General features: G+C 34.8%; 19 protein-coding genes. 15 read left to right on the top strand and 4 right to left on the bottom strand.

Annotated elements, in window-relative coordinates; genetic code table 11:
* Window positions 1-12 precede the first annotated feature (12 nt).
* From I5M32_RS07155 to msrA, 8 genes are all read left to right on the top strand, one after another.
* Window positions 13-651 carry a porin family protein gene (locus I5M32_RS07155; RefSeq protein WP_200585509.1) on the top strand — a complete coding sequence of 213 codons (639 nt, stop codon included), beginning with the start codon at window positions 13-15 and terminating at the stop codon, window positions 649-651.
* 17 nt (window positions 652-668) lie between these two features.
* Window positions 669-2,309 carry an NAD+ synthase gene (locus tag I5M32_RS07150; RefSeq protein ID WP_200585508.1) on the top strand — a complete coding sequence of 547 codons (1,641 nt, stop codon included), beginning with the start codon at window positions 669-671 and terminating at the stop codon, window positions 2,307-2,309.
* Window positions 2,310-2,480: 171 nt separating this feature from the next.
* Entirely contained in the window at window positions 2,481-2,900 is a 420-nt protein-coding gene (locus I5M32_RS07145) for a PepSY-like domain-containing protein (RefSeq protein WP_200585507.1), read from the top strand.
* A 235-nt stretch (window positions 2,901-3,135) separates the two neighbouring features.
* Window positions 3,136-3,615: a DUF2975 domain-containing protein gene (locus tag I5M32_RS07140; protein WP_200585506.1), complete on the top strand. Its 480-nt coding sequence runs from the start codon at window positions 3,136-3,138 to the stop codon at window positions 3,613-3,615.
* A 3-nt stretch (window positions 3,616-3,618) separates the two neighbouring features.
* Complete coding sequence (locus tag I5M32_RS07135; protein WP_200585505.1) at window positions 3,619-3,840, top strand: helix-turn-helix domain-containing protein; 222 nt, start codon at window positions 3,619-3,621, stop codon at window positions 3,838-3,840.
* 511 nt (window positions 3,841-4,351) lie between these two features.
* Entirely contained in the window at window positions 4,352-4,849 is a 498-nt protein-coding gene (locus tag I5M32_RS07130) for a VOC family protein (protein ID WP_200585504.1), read from the top strand.
* Entirely contained in the window at window positions 4,842-5,327 is a 486-nt protein-coding gene (locus tag I5M32_RS07125; RefSeq protein ID WP_200585503.1) for a peptide-methionine (S)-S-oxide reductase, read from the top strand. The genes I5M32_RS07130 and I5M32_RS07125 overlap by 8 nt, the downstream gene beginning before the upstream one ends.
* A 315-nt stretch (window positions 5,328-5,642) precedes the next feature.
* A complete protein-coding gene (gene msrA / locus I5M32_RS07120; protein ID WP_200585502.1) occupies window positions 5,643-6,134 on the top strand; it encodes a peptide-methionine (S)-S-oxide reductase MsrA in 492 nt (163 codons plus the stop codon).
* A gap of 166 nt (window positions 6,135-6,300) precedes the next feature.
* Here msrA and I5M32_RS07115 read toward each other — a convergent pair whose 3' ends face one another.
* Window positions 6,301-7,038, bottom strand: coding sequence for a DUF3891 family protein (locus I5M32_RS07115; RefSeq protein ID WP_200585501.1), 738 nt, complete (start codon window positions 7,036-7,038; stop codon window positions 6,301-6,303).
* Window positions 7,039-7,336: 298 nt separating this feature from the next.
* On the opposite strand from I5M32_RS07115, the gene I5M32_RS07110 reads away from it, so the two are divergent.
* Window positions 7,337-8,923, top strand: coding sequence for a M28 family peptidase (locus I5M32_RS07110; protein ID WP_200585500.1), 1,587 nt, complete (start codon window positions 7,337-7,339; stop codon window positions 8,921-8,923).
* Window positions 8,924-9,106: 183 nt separating this feature from the next.
* On the opposite strand, the gene I5M32_RS07105 is transcribed toward I5M32_RS07110, so the two are convergent.
* From I5M32_RS07105 to rlmN, 3 genes are read right to left on the bottom strand one after another with little or no spacing between them, the layout of a single operon-like run.
* On the bottom strand, window positions 9,107-10,486 hold the full coding sequence (locus I5M32_RS07105) for a hypothetical protein (protein WP_200585499.1): 1,380 nt from the start codon (window positions 10,484-10,486) through the stop codon (window positions 9,107-9,109).
* Between the two features lie 25 nt (window positions 10,487-10,511).
* Window positions 10,512-11,210: a ComF family protein gene (locus tag I5M32_RS07100; RefSeq protein ID WP_200585498.1), complete on the bottom strand. Its 699-nt coding sequence runs from the start codon at window positions 11,208-11,210 to the stop codon at window positions 10,512-10,514.
* 4 nt (window positions 11,211-11,214) lie between these two features.
* On the bottom strand, window positions 11,215-12,264 hold the full coding sequence (gene rlmN, locus I5M32_RS07095; RefSeq protein WP_200585497.1) for a 23S rRNA (adenine(2503)-C(2))-methyltransferase RlmN: 1,050 nt from the start codon (window positions 12,262-12,264) through the stop codon (window positions 11,215-11,217).
* 179 nt (window positions 12,265-12,443) lie between these two features.
* Between rlmN and I5M32_RS07090 the strand changes: the two genes are divergently transcribed.
* From I5M32_RS07090 to I5M32_RS07065, 6 genes are all read left to right on the top strand, one after another.
* Entirely contained in the window at window positions 12,444-13,607 is a 1,164-nt protein-coding gene (locus I5M32_RS07090) for an amidohydrolase family protein (RefSeq protein WP_200585496.1), read from the top strand.
* 90 nt (window positions 13,608-13,697) lie between these two features.
* Window positions 13,698-13,970 (top strand): acylphosphatase, encoded by a 273-nt coding sequence (locus tag I5M32_RS07085; RefSeq protein ID WP_200585495.1) that lies wholly within the window; start codon window positions 13,698-13,700, stop codon window positions 13,968-13,970.
* A gap of 2 nt (window positions 13,971-13,972) precedes the next feature.
* Window positions 13,973-15,457 (top strand): lipopolysaccharide biosynthesis protein, encoded by a 1,485-nt coding sequence (locus I5M32_RS07080; protein WP_200585494.1) that lies wholly within the window; start codon window positions 13,973-13,975, stop codon window positions 15,455-15,457.
* The gene (gene dut, locus I5M32_RS07075) at window positions 15,454-15,888 is read left to right on the top strand and encodes a dUTP diphosphatase (RefSeq protein WP_200585493.1); all 435 of its coding nucleotides are present in this window, start codon (window positions 15,454-15,456) and stop codon (window positions 15,886-15,888) included. Before I5M32_RS07080 ends, dut begins: the two co-directional genes overlap by 4 nt.
* Window positions 15,889-15,892: 4 nt before the next feature.
* On the top strand, window positions 15,893-17,623 hold the full coding sequence (locus I5M32_RS07070) for a tetratricopeptide repeat protein (RefSeq protein ID WP_200585492.1): 1,731 nt from the start codon (window positions 15,893-15,895) through the stop codon (window positions 17,621-17,623).
* On the top strand, window positions 17,601-18,371 hold the full coding sequence (locus I5M32_RS07065) for a DUF4292 domain-containing protein (RefSeq protein ID WP_200585491.1): 771 nt from the start codon (window positions 17,601-17,603) through the stop codon (window positions 18,369-18,371). The genes I5M32_RS07070 and I5M32_RS07065 overlap by 23 nt, the downstream gene beginning before the upstream one ends.
* The last annotated feature ends 14 nt before the right edge of the window (window positions 18,372-18,385 follow it).

Below are 18,385 nucleotides of genomic sequence, written 5' to 3'. Positions count from 1 at the left end.
TAATCTCATTTTATGAAAAAGATATTTTTAGCTATTGTACTTTGCTTAGGTACAACATTGATTTTTGCACAACAGCAAGATACTTTTAAGGGTTTTAAACTGGGTTTAACCGCTCATCCAACTTTTGGCTACATCAAATCAGACATACAAGGGGTTGATGGCGACGGCCTAAGAGCTGGTTTCACTTATGGTTTATTGGGCGATTTTTATTTTGCCCAAAATTATGCTTTTAGTACAGCGTTAAAATTAACAACCATTAATGGCCAAACAAAAGAAACGGCAACAAATGAGCAAAAAATCTACAAACTGCAATATATAGAAATTCCTGCGACGGTTAAACTATGTACGTCTGAAACCAACGGACTAAAGTTTTTTGGCCAGTTTGGGCTAGGTAACGCATTTAATGTTAGGGCTAAACAAGATATTAAAGGCCTAAGCAGCGAACCTGTACAAACAGATGTGGATATCTATAAAAATATTTCTTTTTATAGGGCTTCTCTTATTATAGGCGCAGGTGCCGAGTTTGCCGCTGGCGAAAAAACAAAATTGGCCGGGGGCCTTACTTTTGATAACGGCTTTACCGATATTAAATCTGGATCTGGTACTTTAAAAAGCTCTTATATTGGTCTAACCCTTGCGGTTTATTTTTAACCTACCTTTAATACTTGATGAAAATAGCTTTAGCACAATTGAATTACCATATTGGTAACTTTGAGGCAAACGTTAAAAAAATTATCGATACCATAAACCAGCAAAAAGCAAACGGTGTTGATTTGGTTGTATTTGCCGAGCTTTGCATCTGCGGTTACCCTCCTAGAGATTTTTTAGAATATCCAGAATTTATAGAATTGTGCATGGCTTCTGCCGATGAAATTGCAAAAGCCACCACAAATATGGCTTGCATTATTGGTTTACCCATTGTTAACCCAGTAATTGAAGGAAAAGACCTTTATAACGCCGCACTTTTTATTGCCGACGGTGAAATCAAACAAATAGTAAAAAAGGCATTATTGCCTACTTATGATGTTTTTGATGAATATCGATATTTTGAACCTGCCCACGAGTTTAAATGTATAGAATATAAAGGGCATAAAATTGCCTTATCCATTTGCGAAGACCTTTGGAATTTAGGAGATAACCCGCTTTATAAAACCTGCCCCATGGATGAGTTGATCAAAGAAGAACCAAATCTTATGATCAATATCGCCGCTTCTCCGTTTGCGTATAACCATGATGAAGAAAGAATCTTTATACTTTCGCAAAACTGCAGAAAATATAATTTGCCGTTATTTTACGTAAACCATGTTGGTGCACAAACAGAACTCATTTTTGATGGAGGCTCTTTAGTTTTTGATAAAGCTGGGGATTTGGTTTCGGAACTAAAATATTTTGAGGAAGATATTAAGGTTTTTGATGTAGAACAGATACAAAGTGCTATTATTTTAAACAAAGAAGATAAAAGAGCCTCGGATACCGAGCAGGTTTACCATGCCTTAATTCTTGGGATTAAAGATTATTTCAGAAAATCTGGCTTTTCTAAAGCAACTTTGGGCCTTTCTGGCGGGATAGATTCGGCCTTGGTTTGTGCTTTAGCCTGTGAAGCTTTGGGTGCAGATAACGTGATGGCTGTTCTAATGCCTTCTAAATATTCTTCTGATCATTCTATAAAAGATGCCGAAGACCTGGTTAAGAACTTAGGATGTAGAAGTACGGTTATCCCTATAAAAAACATTGCCGAAACTTTTGAAGATACTTTAAAAGAAGAGTTTAAGGGTTTAGAGCAAAACATTGCCGAAGAAAACATTCAAGCTAGATCACGGGGCTTACTATTAATGGCGATGTCTAACAAATTTGGCTATATATTACTAAACACTTCTAATAAGAGTGAATCTGCCGTGGGCTACGGTACTTTATATGGGGATATGTGCGGGGCAATTTCTGTAATTGGAGATTGTTATAAAACGCAAGTTTATCAGTTATGTGAATATATCAATAGGGAAAAAGAAATTATACCTATTAATACCATTATTAAGCAACCTTCTGCGGAATTAAGGCCAGATCAAAAAGATTCTGATTCTTTGCCAGATTATGATATTTTGGATAAAATTTTATTTGAATACATAGAGATGAAAAAAAGCTCAAAGGCCATTATTAAAGATGGTTATGATGAGGCTTTGGTAAACAGGATACTTAAAATGGTAAACAAAGCAGAGTTTAAGAGATACCAAACCCCTCCTATTTTAAGGGTTTCGCCAAAAGCATTTGGCATGGGCCGTAGGATGCCGATAGTTGGAAAGTACCTTTCTTAAATATTCTTTTAGTTTATGGCAACTTAGCCAAATCTAATAACAGAAACTTTATTAAAGCATATCAAATCCATAATACTTAAGAACCGAATAGCTCTTTAGCAAAACGCTACTGGTTCTTCAAGATGTTTTCAGATTTCACGATTACATTTATCGTAAACAAAAAAAATAGTTATGAAAAATTTGATTTTAACGATCGCAGCTTCCGTAGCACTTAGTGCTACCGCTTGCGCACAAGTAAAAGTACCCGATGCCGTAAAAAGCAGTTTTAACAAAGAGTACCCCGGCACCAAAGTAAAATGGGAAAAAGAGGGCGCAAATTACGAAGCCGGCTTTGAACAGATGGGGCATGAAATGAGCGTAATCTATTCCTCTAATGGAACTTCTCTAGAAAAGGAAATGGAGATCAAAGTTTCTGAATTGCCAAAGGTGGTAACAGACAATGTGATGAAAATGCACAAAGGCGCAAAAATCAAAGAGGCTGCAAAAATTACCAAGGCCAATGGCGAGGTGCAGTATGAAGCAGAAGTGAACGGTAAAGATATGCTGTTTACAGAAGCCGGTAAGTTTATCAAAGAAGCAGCGGGCGATTAATATCAGTCTTGGTATTGATCTTGAAGGAAGGAATCTTTAATCAGATTCCTTTTTTTGTTTTCATAAATGCCATTATTTTAATGTTAGCGGTCATTGTGAACGACACACCATACAGGCAATTCAACCTCCAAATTTCCAGATTAAATTAAAATAAAAAAATTCCTAAAAATAAATCGCATTTATTGTTTTACAACAAATATTTATTACTTTAGCATAATATTTTAAATCAAAAAAAATGAAACGATTTTCAATAATATTTCTCAAAGCAGTTCTTGTGCTTATCGGCATAGTTGCCTTGTTGTTTTTAATTATTATGCCGTCAAAAGAAGGACGAGCCACAAACTTAAATTTGATTAGTATCTATACCGACCCATTCATCTTATATGGTTATGCAACATCAATCGCTTTTTTTGTCGCATTGTATAAGGCGTTCAAATTACTTGGCTACATCGGAAAAAATAAAATATTCTCACCAAATGCTGTCGAAACGTTAAAGAGCATCAAGATTTGTGCTATTGTGCTAAGCGTTTTTATTATGGTAGCAGGACTAATCATAAGGTTTACTCATAATAAAGAGGACGACCCAGCGGGTTTTCTTGCGATATGTATTGTAACTACTTTTGCCTCTGTTGTAGTGGCAACAGCTGCCGCAATATTTGAAAAGCTCCTGCAAAATGTAGTAGATATGAAATCTGAAAACGACTTAACCATTTAAGCTATGCCTATTATCGTAAACTTAGACGTGATGATGGCAAAGCGAAAAATGTCATTAAACGAACTTTCAGAAAAAGTAGGATTAACACTTTCCAATCTTTCAATTTTGAAAACAGGAAAAGCAAAAGCAATTCGTTTTAGTACGTTGGAAGCCATTTGCGAAGTTCTGAACTGTCAACCTGCCGACATTTTAGAATATGCAAAGGACAATAATGCTGACAAATAATATCCATAATAAACCGAAATAATAGACAAACTGAAATGATACGAACGAAAGAAATAACAAGGAACCGCTAACAATGTATATAAAAAATAGACGAAATAGTAATAAAATCAAGGGTTATAGCTCGTATCAAACTTTGTGTTTAACCGAAAGTTTTGTGCTTCGAAACCGCCTACTTTTCATATACAAAACTGTTTAAAGTAACATAACGGCCAATATTATTTTATGTTTATTGATCGCTATAAGGGAGTGTAACCTAAATTTCTGTAAAGCATTATCTATTGCGAAGAAAATTGAAATAACTTTAACTTTGTAAAACATCATCTCATTGGGGGTTTTGTTACATTAGATCAAATTTTACCTAAATGATGCTAATTTTTTTATTTCAAAGACCAACAACCTAAACAAATTAAATAAATTTATAGTTGTTTAAAATTCAATCGATGATTGATCTTACAAACGGTCTTAAACACTTCTACTAATAATAGCACATATTAATAAAAGCGTAATAAAAATGCCAGAAAAATACACCATCCCCGATCAAACCAGAATTGGGCATATCCATTTAAAAGTTGCAGACCTTGATCGCTCTTTAGCTTTTTACCGTGATTTATTGGGTTTTGAACTAACCATGATGTATGGCAACCAAGCCGCATTTATTTCTGCAGGAGGCTATCATCACCATATTGGCTTAAATACTTGGCAAAGTAAGGGTTTTCCTCCTGCACCCCAACAAGGTGTAGGCTTATATCACACCGCAATAGTTTATCCCACAAGAAAAGATTTAGCTTTTGTCTTCAATCGTTTAGTAGAAGCAAATTACCCGCTAACAGGCGCAAGCGACCATGGTGTTTCAGAAGCTATTTATCTTAACGATCCTGATGAAAACGGAGTAGAATTATATTGGGACAGACCAAAAGAGCTTTGGCCTAAAACGGAAGACGGCTTATTGGAGATGTTTACCAACCGCTTAGATTTACAAGATTTATTGGATTGTTTAAATAATGATTGAAAAAATTGGTTTTGGAGGGGGCTGCCATTGGTGTACCGAGGCTTACTTTCTATCGTTAAAAGGTGTTGAAAAAGTAGATCAAGGTTGGATAAACTCTGTTGCCCCAAACCATTCTTTTTCTGAAGCGGTAATTGTTTATTTCGATCCCAATATCATTTCTATCAAAACGTTGATCAGCATACATCTTCGTATCCATGCGTCCACAAAAAAACATGGCTTTAGAGAAAAGTACCGTTCTGCAGTTTATGTATTTGATGAAAAAGTCGAAAAAGTACAAATGTTGATTACAGAAAATCAAATCGATTTTAGCGAACGGATTATTACGCAATCCTTGCCTTTTTGCCAATTTAGATTAAATACAGAAGAGCAACTCAACTACTATAAAAAACATAAAGAAGGTGTTTTTTGCGAGCGGTATATTTCTCCTAAATTACAAATGATAAAAAAGGATTTTACCAAACATTACAAACAAATTTGATAATTAGTTGGTTTCTTAGGTTGATATGGAGGTTGCAGAATCAAAGCCTTATATTAGATTATTTTATTGAAAATCATCAAGAAAAATAAGGGTTAAGCAGGGCAAATTTCAATGATGGTAGAAATATCAAAATATTTGACGAGGAATTGGGCGGAAAAATTTTACCATTTAAACTATTATCTCACAAAAAAAAATCGAAATCTTTTTAAAAAAATGTGAAATGCCCAAAGAAAAAGCGTTGGCTTTTTCAGAAAACTTCACGTAAAAAAAGGGGTTTAGGTAACAAAATCATTTATAAAAAACAAAGTAAAAAATATGGAAAATCAGAAAAAAGCGTACATAGCCGGCGGCTGTTTTTGGGGAATGGAAGATCTATTTAGAACACAGCCCGGCATTTTAGATACCGAAGTTGGTTATTTAGGCGGCGAGAACGAAAACCCCACCTATCGCAACCATCCGGGCCATGCCGAAGGGATTGAGTTAACCTATGATCCAGAAAAAACGAGCTTCAAGAAAATATTGGATTATTTTTTCAGGATACACAATCCATCAACTATCAATCAACAAGGAAACGATATCGGTTCTAGCTACCGCTCGGCTATATTTATCCAAAATGAAGAAGAAAAAAACATAGCCGAAGAAGTAATAAAAATCGTAAATGACGCTAGAAGATGGGACGGTAAAGTAGTGACCCAAATAGAGCCTTTTACCAAATTTTGGCCCGCAGAACCAGAGCATCAAGATTACCTAAAAAGAATACCGAATGGTTATACCTGCCATTTTGAACGTTTCGGCACTTTTTTGTAGCCAAAAAAAATTCTTTTTTAAAATTTTAGAATAATTAGGGTTATTGAAAACTTGTATTGTTTGCCATAGCGAGGTTTATTTTAGGTAAAACCAAAAAATCTACGGAAAAACATTAATAGATATAAGGCAATAAAACCCTAGTTTAATTAAAATAAAAAAACCTTGTCTATTTTGAAAAAGTAAATTCTTCTCTTTGTACAGGTATTTCTTTAAAAACTTTGTTAAACTCTTCAATAGAATTAAATTTAAGCTGTTCTACAACTTTATATTCGTAAAAAACCTTGAAATTATTGTTTTTAAATACCCAAGGTTCAACACAAATTTCATTTTTTCCTTTGTAAAAAACCTGGTTCATATCGCCATCAGGGCTTCGGGATATTTCCATTTTTCGGCCTTCGGGCTGTATCTCATCCATACAAATAAGCAATGAAAAAGCATCGCACCATTCTACAAAACGGTATAATCGCTCGGCATATTTCTTATCGATGTTTAGATCTTTTAAAATACGCTTTCTGTTTATATCTTGATCATTTAAGAACTTTTCTAGTTTTTTATCCTTTTCCTCTTTATCCCCAAACAAAAAATTAATATGCATAGAGGTTAATAGCGCATTTAATTGGCTTTTTGAACTCGCTATTTCCATCACATTAAATTGCTGCTTTAAATTAGATTTTTTTGACTCATTGCTAAGCATAAAATGGCGAGGTGCGCCTGCATCGGTGAGGCTTTTATCATCTGCGGTTTCCGCTATCCCATCATCATGCTCTGCAATGGCAATAAGCGTAGGCACAATGATTTCATTGGGTAAATCTATATCGTATTGATAAGCTAACATGGCGGCCAAAAGCCCATGAGCGTGTTGATTAATTATTTTCCATCCTTTTGAATGTGAGATTACGATCATTGTTTACTATATCTTAGATTAATTTTTAGGTATAATTGATGAAACCCTTCGCCCAAAAATTGTTCCAACAGGTAAATAAATCGCTTGCCTAAAATCTTAAAAACCAAACTATTCATCTTAAAGCATAAAATTAATTTGAAGTAAAAGGCAGAATAACCTTTACCGATTTTTTTTAGCCGTATTGTTCAAAGTAAAAAGCCTGTAAATTTCCTATTAAAATCTTTACAAAACCGTCAAATAAAATATGATACATTTGAGGTTAACATTAAATATAACCGATAACATAAACATAACTTAAATGAAAAAACAGATCTTGATCATCTGGTGCTTAGCTTTTGCTGCATGGGCAAATGCGCAAGATAAAACCGCGATGAAATATGCCGCAACAATTACCAAAGAAGATGCTGCTGTAAGATTAAACATTTTAGCGGCAGATGATATGCAAGGGCGTGAAACCGGCAGAGCAGGTGCACAAAAAGCAGCAGCTTATATTAAAAGTCAGTTTCAAGATCTTGGTTTGAAAGGCCCTGTAAATGGTTCTTCTTATTTTCAGATGTTAGATTTAAAAGAAAGAACAATAGCACAAAGAAACCTTTGGATAAACGGCAGACCGCTAAAATTTTTAAAAGATTACTATATTTTACCTGGCACTTTTAATGATACCAAAGCAGATTATAAAGAGTTTGTATTTGTTGGCTATGGCATTGCATCAGATAAATATGATGATTTAAGCGCAACAGATTTAACAGGCAAAGTTGCCATTATTTTAACCGGCGAACCCATCATAGATGGGAAATCTTTAATAACAGGTACCACAAAAATGTCTGATTGGACAACCAGCCGAACTAAAAAGATAAATGCCATAAAGGCGAAAAACCCCATAGCTATTATCACTTTAAGTGAAGATATAGAAAGAATGCAAAGCTATGCGTCTTATTTTGATAGGCCTATTTTAATATTAGGTAAAGAGGATACAAAAGAAAATACGCCAAACCTATATTTTAGTAAACAGCAAATTGATGATCTAATGGCCGCTACTAAAAAAAACATTGATGATCTAAAGAATAAGATAAAAGAAACTGCCAAACCTGTAACTTTTGGGTTCTTTTCTGATTTGAAGATAGATATACAAAGCACATTAAACCCGCTAGAAGCAAAAAACGTTTTGGGATTTTTGGAAGGTGCTGATCCAATACTTAAAAAAGAGATTTTAGTGGTTACAGCCCATTACGATCATTTGGGAATTGGCCAAGATGGCGATGTTTACAATGGCGCAGATGATGATGGATCGGGTACAACGGGCGTTTTGGAAATTGCCGAAGCTTTTTCTAAAGCTAAAAAAGAAGGCAAAGGCCCCAAAAGAAGCATTTTATTTATGACAGTAGTGGGCGAGGAAAAAGGCCTTTTAGGTTCTGAATGGTATTCTGAAAACCCTGTTTTCCCATTAAAAAACACCATTGCCGATCTAAATATTGATATGATAGGACGTGTTGGCGAGTTATACAAAGGCAAGGCAGATTCTGCTAACTATATTTATGTGATCGGTTCTGATAAGTTAAGTTCTACCCTAAAAGAAATTAATGAAAAAGCCAATGCTACTTATACAAATATGACTTTAGATTATAAATATGACGATCCAACAGATCCAAATAGGTTCTATTATCGATCTGACCATTATAATTTTGCAAAACATGGCATCCCGATTATTTTTTACTTTAACGGGGTACATGAAGATTATCATAAAAAAACCGATGAGGTTAAGAAGATCAATTTCCCCTTATTGGCAAAAAGAGCCCAACTGGTTTTCTTTACAGCCTGGGATTTAGCCAATAGAGCCGATAGGCCAAAGGTTGATCGTGAAAACGATATGCCAAGCGATAGGTAAGAAAATAAGATCTTTTGCTTTAAAATCTGTTTAAGCAGGTCCTAAATTATCGGTTTACAAAAATCCTTTAAAAGGAAAAAGCGAAGTCCTTTAAGAACTCCGCTTTCTCTAATCTAAATTAACGCTCTCATGTATTTTTACGAGATGGGTTACTTAAAGGTTTCAAAAAAAAACAATATTTTTTTACTTTTCGTAACACCCTAAAGATGAGGGAAAAACTCTATTTTTCCCGGTTAAATCTTTACTCAAATAATCGGTAAAATAAAAATTTGATGTTAGATCTTTTCCCAAACCGTTAATTGGGCTATTAGAAACTATCTGATAATTTTCTCTCCTAGAATCTAAAAATAAAGGATCGCTATTGTAAATATTAGAAGTACCCAAATCTTGGTTATCGGTTTTAATATCGTTGTTTTGGAAATCAAGTGCAAAACCCAAGTTCCCGATTTTATCAAAACCTAGCTCTTTGTTTAAGCTTCCGTAAATGATATTATTGTAAAATTGCGTGTTTAGCGCATAAACTTTATTGGCATCGCCATTCAAATTATCATTAAAATAAACCGAAGGCGTTTTACGAGGAAAATTATAATTAAAGTTTGCCAATGTATTTTGATAAAACCTATAATCGCCCCCGTATAAACCTACAACCAAATATTGGCCGCAATTGTACATTAAATTATTGATGGCAGTAATACTGGCGGTATAGCCTAACACACCGGCAACTTCATGGTTTTTGATTATAGAATTGCTAAGCAGGAGTTTTGGATTGGCGTTATTGCTCAAAGAATCTACCCTTATACCCGCCAAGGCATTTTTTACAACCGCATAATTTATTTTATTGTTGATGCTAGGTTTTAATATATGGATCCCCTCCCACTGCCCTGGCTCATCGTCATAGATCCTTTCTGTTCTATCGCTGGTAAAGGTGATGCTATCGGTTAATGCCCCCAAGGCATTCAAAGTACCAGAAACAAGTATTTTTGCGTCTTTATGGAAGTAAAGCCTGGCACCCGGGTTTATCGTTAAAACCACATTTGGGTTAACTATTGCATAATCATAAATGATATAAGGTTTGCCTTTTAAAAATGTGGTATTGGTAGCAATTACCGTTTTGTTCAAATAAACAGCGTTTTGCCCGTAGGCAGCGATCGGTATTTTTTGTTCGTTTCCGTTAAGTGTAATCTGCAACTCATCTTCTACCAAAAAAGGAGAATCTGCATTATTTGGATCAATAAAGGCCTTCACAAATACGTAAATAGAATCATTGCCCTTAATTTTTATATTTTGCAAAGCATCGGCGGCAACGCCATTTATATTAATTTTAAACGGCGAATTTGCGCCACCTGCAAGTTTTAGATCAGAGATCACAACGCTGTTTTTATTATAGTTGAAGATTTTAAGCACCCTATTTGTTGTGCCGCTACTGGTAAATACGGTATCGAAAAGTAAAGAATCTGTAGAAAATTGAAGCCTAAGGTTGGTACCTGTATCAATTTTATCATCCTTTCTACAAGACAGAACAAAAAGGCTTAAAACTAAAAAAGATAAAAGAGTAATTCTCATTTCTGGCAAATATGGGCTAATATAATTATTCTGTGAAAGCGATCCCCACAATATTTATCTTTTTTATTCCGATGCTTTGTAAAACTAGGGCGCAGCTTTCTAAGGTAGCTCCGGTTGTAATGGTATCATCAACCAATAAAATGTTATTTAACGCCAAATTTGGTTTTTCTGCTTTAAACACGGCTTCCATATTATCAAAACGCAAAGTTCTGGATTTCCCTGTCTGGCTTTCTTTCTCTAGATCCCTGTAAAGAATTTGGTTATAAACCGGTATCTTCATTATTTCTGATAGGCCAATGGCAAACTGTTCACTTTGGTTATAACCCCTCTTTTTAAACTTTTTGGGATGCAGCGGAACAGGTATTATTGCTTCTATATTATTATAATGAAACTCTTTAACCAACTCTTTCCCGTACATTTTACCCAACTCTACACCAACTTGGGGCTGGTTGTTATATTTTAACTGGTGCATCATGTTCTGTACTTTACCCGCTTTGTTAAAGTATAAAAAAGCTGCCGCCGATGCGATATCGAGCCTTCCCCAAAACTGTTTGGCTAGTTTATTATTTTGATCAAGATGATATTTGGTATATGGCAATTGATAAATGCAAATGGTACAAAAACAGCTTTCTGTTTTTACCAAAGAGCGGCCGCAAGATTGGCAAACCCTAGGGAAAAATAGTGCATCAAAATCTTTTAGATATTGTTTTATAGATGCTAACATGATGCTATTGAGTTTCTTTTACTGCCAATTGTCCGCAGGCGGCATCAATATCTTTGCCCCTGCTTCTTCTAAGGTGCGTATTGATGCCTTGTTTCTTTAGATAATTGGCAAAAATCTCTGTTTTATCTACATCGGCATTGGTATAGTCTGCAAACGAGATAGGGTTGTATTCAATGATGTTTACTTTGCAAGGTACATGTTTGCAAAACTTGGCCAAATCCATGGCATCGGTCAAACTATCGTTTACGCCATCAAAAATTATGTATTCATAAGTAACGGGGTTTTTGGTTTTTGCATAAAAGTACTTTAAAGCTTCGGCCAAAGCCTGCAAAGAATTTTGCTCGTTTATGGGCATAATTTCGTTGCGCTTTGTATCATCTGCTGCATGTAAAGACAAGGCCAAATTAAATTTTACCTCATCATCGCCCAATTTTTTGATCATTTTAGCAATGCCGGCGGTAGAAACCGTAATTCTTTTAGAGGCCATATTTAAACCATCTGGCGATGTAAGCCTATCGATAGATCTTAATACATTGGCGTAATTTAAAAGGGGTTCGCCCATTCCCATATATACGATATTAGAAAGCGGGATGCCGTAATTCTCTATCGCTTGGTTATTGATTAAAACTACTTGATCGTAAATTTCATCGGCGTTTAGGTTGCGTTTTCTTTCCATATAGCCCGTAGCGCAGAATTTACAGGTTAGGCTACAGCCCACTTGTGAAGAAACACAGGCGGTCATCCGTTCTGTGGTGGGGATCAAAACGCCTTCAATTAAGTGGGTATCATGTAAAGAAAAAGTGTTTTTTATGGTTTTATCGGCACTAAACTGAGTACTGTTTATTTTAACGGCATTGATCACAAAATGAAGTTTAAGCTGTTCCCTTAAATCTTTAGAAAGGTTGCTCATCTCATCAAAATCACGGGCAGCTTTTTTCCATAGCCATTCATAAACTTGTATTGCCCTAAAAGATTTTTCGCCCATTTGTGCAAAAATTTCTTTTAACTGATTTAAGTCTAAACCCCTAATATCCTTTTTTACAATGCTTTCCATAAACTATGCGCAAAATTAGCATTATTAAACGGGGCGCAAAAATTTTAAATTTTATCGTCAATAAATTGACCTTTTTTTGTTAAATAGTACCCATTAAATATTTTTAGATAAATTGAGTTTCTAGGTTTTTTTAAAACAAGTAAACCTAAAACCTATTTACCATTACACAAGATTGATAAATGAGGCGCTTCAAAGCAGATTATATCTACACCATAACCGGGGATATCATCCCTGATGGGATAGTAGTAACCGATGATCATGGAAAAATTTTATCCATAACAGATGAAAAGATTTCTTTAGACCCCAACATAGAAAGATATGAGGGTATCATTACCCCGGGATTCATTAACACCCATTGCCACTTAGAACTTTCCCACCTTCATCAAAAAATAAAGCAAAAAACCGGGCTGATACAGTTTATAAAAGAGGTGATACTTACCAGAAACTACCCCGAAGAAATTATCCTTTCTGCCATACAAAAAGCAGATGAAGAGATGTGGAAAAACGGTATCGTTGCCGTTGGCGATATTTCTAACCAAGCTATATCTGCAGAGATCAAGCATAAAAGCAAAATAAGGTACCATACATTTATAGAAATGATCGGTATTGAAGAAGCAAAAGTTAAAGAAATTATGCAAAATGCTTCTATTTTAAAAAATCAGTTCAAAACCCCTGCTTCTTTGGCCTTGCATGCCCCATATTCTATTTCTATAGAGTTGATAAAAGAGTTGAGAAGATACTGTAAAGGGAAAGAAAATAAAATATCGATTCATCTGCAAGAGAGCAAACACGAGACAGAATTATTCATGACTAAGACCGGCCCTTTTATCGGTTTCTTCAAAGATTTGAACATTAATGCAGAATCTTTTAAAGCAAAACAAAAAAACGCAATACAATCTATTGTCCCCTTTTTGCCCAAAAAGCAAAACATATTATTTGTACACAACACTTTTACCAGTTTAAAAGACATTTATTTGACCAAAAGATTTGATTTACAGCTATTCTGGGCCTTTTGCCCAAGCGCAAATTTATACATAGAAAATACTTTACCATCTTTAGATTTCTTTAAACAAACCGATTTTCCCATTACCATAGGTACTGATAGTTTGGCATCTAATGATAGTTTGGATATTTTGAGCGAAATGAAAATATTGAAAAAGAACACCAATTGTTTTGCTACCGCCGATATATTGAAATGGGCAACCCTAAATGGTGCTATGTTTTTAGGTTTACAAACCGATATGGGCAGCATTGAAGTAGGAAAAACCCCAGGTTTAAATTTATTGCAAAATTTAAAAGATGGAGAAATTTGCGAAGCTACCACGCTTAAGAAATTGATCTAATTTCTTGCTGTTAATATTATCTTTCATTCCTAAATTTTAAAAATCCTATTTTTGCCATCTTTATCGATAGCTTTAACACCATCATAAAAAATGAAAGCATTAAGAATAACAGTTTTTGGCAGGGTGCAGGGCGTTTTCTTTAGGGCAAGCACCAAAGCCGTTGCCGATCAAATTGGTGTAAAAGGTTTTGTAAAAAATTTAAAAGATGGTTCTGTGTTAATAGAAGCCGAAGGCGAAGACATTTTTATGCAAGATTTTTTAGATTGGTGCAAATACGGCCCTGATGATGCCCGTGTAGATGATGCAATTGTGGAAGAAATTGAAGTGCAAAATCATCAGAATTTTAACATCCTAAAAAAATAATATTGTCAACAATAAAAAAATTTGCAGGCGAAACGGCTATTTATGGGGTAAGTACCATTGCTTCTCGCATATTAAATTTTTTTCTGACCCCAATTTATACCAAAGTTTATTCTAGGGCGGTTTATGGCATTTTTACAGAAATGTACAGCTATGCTTCAATTTTAAACGCTTTGCTCTCTTTTGGTATGGAGACTACTTTTTTTAGGTACCTTAATAAAAAGGAAGGACAAAAAGAGGTGATCTACAGCAATACATTTATGATGATTGCTATCATGAGCGCACTATTTTTGGTAACCTGCTTTACATTTATACATCCCATTGCCGTTTGGATACAAGATGGCAGGCCAACCCCCCTCTCGGATTATATTTTATACATCAAGTTTTTTTTGGTGATATTGGTGATAGATGGTTTAAGCGTTGTCCCGTTTGCAAGGTTAAGGGCCGATGGCAAACCGGGGAGATATGCCACTCTAAAACTCATCAACATCATCACTTTTATCTGCTTAAACCTGTTCTTTATTTTCGCCATCCCTTTTATCATAAAAAACAACCTTCCTTTAGCTAATTTTTTTGCTGGGTGGTATAGGCAAAAATGGGTGGGCTATGTTTTTATATCAAATTTAATAGCCAGTTCTTTAACCATAATTTTACTTGTCCCAGAATTAATAAAATTAAGGTTTAGGCCACAGAAAAAGCTGATACAAGAAATGCTTGTATATAGCTTGCCTATTTTTGTGGCAAACCTTTCTTTCATAGTTAATGAAAATCTGGATAAAATATTCTTGGGGCATTTATTACCCCCATCTATTAGCGAGGCACAAGTGGGTATTTATGGTGCTTGCTGCAAAATAGCCATATTCCTAAGTATTTTTATCAATGCTTTTAGGCTAGGTGCCGAACCTTTCTTTTTCTCACATGCCAAAAACGAAAACGCCAAACAAACCTATGCCACCATTATGAACTATTTTGTTTTGGTTATCAGTTTGATATTTGTTGGGGTAGTTGCCAACGTAGAAATACTAAAACATTTTATCGGTAAAGAATTTTGGGAGGGCTTAAACGTGGTGCCTATCTTGCTTTTTGGCTATGTGAGTTTGGGTATTTACATGAACCTTTCTATCTGGTACAAATTATCCGATCAAACAAAATATGGTTTGTATATCTCTGGTGCGGGGGCAATCATTACGATCATTTTAAACCTTATTTTTATCCCGTTTTATGGATATATGGCCTCGGCCTGGGTTTCTTTAATTGCTTATACCAGCATGATGGTTTTATCTTATATTCTTGGGCAAAGAAATTATGCCATCCCTTACCATCTCAAAAAAAATGTTGCCTATTTAATCTCTTCTATCGTTATAGTTTGGTTTTCATTTGTGTATTTCAAAAGAGACCTAATTATGGGCAACGCCCTTTTCGTTATTTTTGGATTAATAATTTTATACCTTGAACGTCATCAAATAAAAAAAATAATTGCCAGTTTATGAAGATAAATATCATCAATCAATCAAAACATCCAATCCCTGGTTACAGTACAGAAGCGTCTGCCGGTATGGATCTTAGAGCTAATTTAGAAGCTGATGTAACTTTAAAAACATTAGAAAGAAAACTGATACCCACAGGTTTATTTATAGAATTGCCTTTAGGGTATGAGGCACAGATAAGGCCAAGAAGCGGTTTAGCCTATAAACACGGTATTGGTTTAGTAAATTCTCCGGGTACAATTGATGCAGATTACAGAGGCGAAATAGGTATTTTGCTGGTTAATTTATCTAATGAAGATTTTACCATTAAAGACGGGGACCGCATTGCCCAAATGGTAATTGCAAAACATGAAACCGCAGAATTGATAGAAGTTACCTCACTATCTGAAACTGTGCGTGGCGCAGGCGGTTACGGACATACGGGCGTTAAATAATAAAATGGGCAAGCAGAAAATCTTCTTCTTTTTCTTATTCCTATCAGTATTTTCTGCTTTTGCACAAAAAAACAAAAAGCAAGAGCTCATTATCATTACAGGTAAAGAGCTTACACCAGAAGACAGCAACAAGGTTACCCAACTTTTTTATTCTGGCTTGCGAGAAAAAGTGGTGCAAAACCAAACCTTGGCCATAGATTATTTTAATCAGATATTACAGATATACCCCGCAAACCATTTCGCCCTGTATGAACTGGGGATGATCTACTTTAAGAAAGGAGATTTAACCCAAGCCAAAGATTACGCCCAAAAAGCGGTAACCATAAAAACAGATAACGAATGGTATTGGCTATTAAACGCCAACATCTACCAGCAACTACAAGATTTTTCATTATTAAATTATGCTTTAGATGAGCTGATAAATTTAGCCCCCTTAAAAACAGAATATCGTTTTGATAAAGCAAATGCTTTGTTTATGATGGGCAGGGCCGATGAGGCATTAACGCTTTATAACAAACTGGAAAAAGAGGTTGGTTTAACAGATCAGGTTTTACAAGGCAGGCAACGCATTTATCTTAAGAAGGGAGATATTAGTAAGGCTTCCGCCGATTTAGGGCAACTGATAAAAAACAACCCAACAGATGTAAGGTATTATCTGTTTTTAGGTGATCTGTATTACTCTAACCACATGGCCGATCAAGCTTTAACCGTTTATCAAAAGGCTAAAGAAATAGATGGCAACAATCCTTTTACAAGAATTGCTATCGCACAAATATTAGAATCGCAAAAGAAAACAGATGAGGCGTTTGAGGAAATCAAAGCGGCATTTAAACAAGAAAGTTTAGGGATAGATCAAAAAGTAAAAATCATCATCAAATATTTTGACTCCTTTCCTGATACTTTAGCCTTAAAAAAAGCACAGGAATTATCTTTGATATTAACCCAAGTACATCCAAGCGATCCAAAATCTTTTTCTTTGTATGGCGATGTCCTTTATCAAAAAGGAGATTATAAATTGGCGCAAATGCAATATGAAAAAGCTTTAGATCTAAATAAAAACATATATGCCATTTGGGATCAATTATTAAGGATTCAGCTATATTTTAATGATGGCAAAGGATTAGTGGCTAAAGGAGAAGAAGCATTATCGTATTTCCCAAACCAATATCAACTTTATTTTTACACCGCATTTGGATATTTACAAGAAAACAACGCCAGCCAGGCCATCAATTATTTTAACAACGCCTTAAATTTCGATATTGATAATGCGGGCATTAAAGCACAAATTTATAGTGGCCTCGGAGATGCCTATCAATCGGAAAAAAAATATAAGGAATCTGCCAATGCCTATGAAAAAGCATTGGCAATAGAACCAAAAAACACTTACGCCTTAAATAATTATGCTTATTATTTATCGTTAAGAAATGATGATCTGGCAAAAGCAGAGAGAATGTCGGCCTTATCAAATAAACTAGCGCCTGGCAATGCTTCATTTCAAGATACTTATGCTTGGATATTGTTTAAGCTAGAAAAATATGCAGATGCAAAGGAATGGATGCTAAAAGCCATAGAGAATAATCCTAAAAGTGCTTTACAATTTGAACATTTAGGAGATATCTATTATAAATTGAACGATGTAAACAATGCTTTGATCAATTGGAAAAAAAGCTTATTGCTAAATAGTAAAAACTCGCTACTTCAGAAAAAAATAGATGGGAAAAAATATATCGAATAATATCATATTGCTGCTTATCGCAATATTACTTTTCTCTTGTAAATCAAAGAAAAACCTGATAGCTAAATCTGCAAATGCTATAACCTTAAAAGCAGATTTCTCTAAAATTGATGCAAAACAGGCAGATTTTTCGACCTTTACGACCAAAGCTGCAACTGCTTTAACCATTAATGATAAAAGTTTTGATGTTACCCTAAACATCAGGATAAAAAAAGGAGAGGGTATTTGGGTATCTGTTACCTACATTGCGGGATTAGAAGCGGCAAGGGCATTGATCACGCCCGATAGTTTAAAAATAATGGACCGTATCAATAACAATTACATCAAAAAACCTTTTGCTTTTATCCATCAGTTTAGTAACGATGATATAGATTATAACGCTTTAGAAGCGGTTTTGGTGGGCAACTGCTTACCTTTTGCCTTAAATGATAAAACCAGCATCAACCAAAAAGATGGTGCCATTACTTTAACGGGGCAAACCAATCAAATGATCTATCAAATCGGGCTTGATCAAAATCTAAAACCTAAATCAACTATTTTGGTTTCTGAGCTGCATAATCAAAAATTAGAGTTAAATATTACAGCATTTCAAGAGATTTTAAATCAATTGGTAACAAAAACAAGCACTTTATCATCACAAGCTGGCAATAAAAAAATTACGTTGGTAATGGATTATGATAAAACACAACTGAACCAACCGGTAGATTTTCCTTTTAATGTGCCCAAAAGATTTTCAGTGATTGACTAAAATAAATACCTTTG

The sequence above is a fragment of the Pedobacter segetis genome (genome assembly GCF_016623585.1).
In the GTDB taxonomy this organism is placed as follows: Bacteria; Bacteroidota; Bacteroidia; order Sphingobacteriales; family Sphingobacteriaceae; genus Pseudopedobacter; species Pseudopedobacter segetis.
The sequence above is the reverse complement of the archived record's forward strand: the minus strand, read 5'-3'. Positions and strand labels throughout refer to the sequence as shown.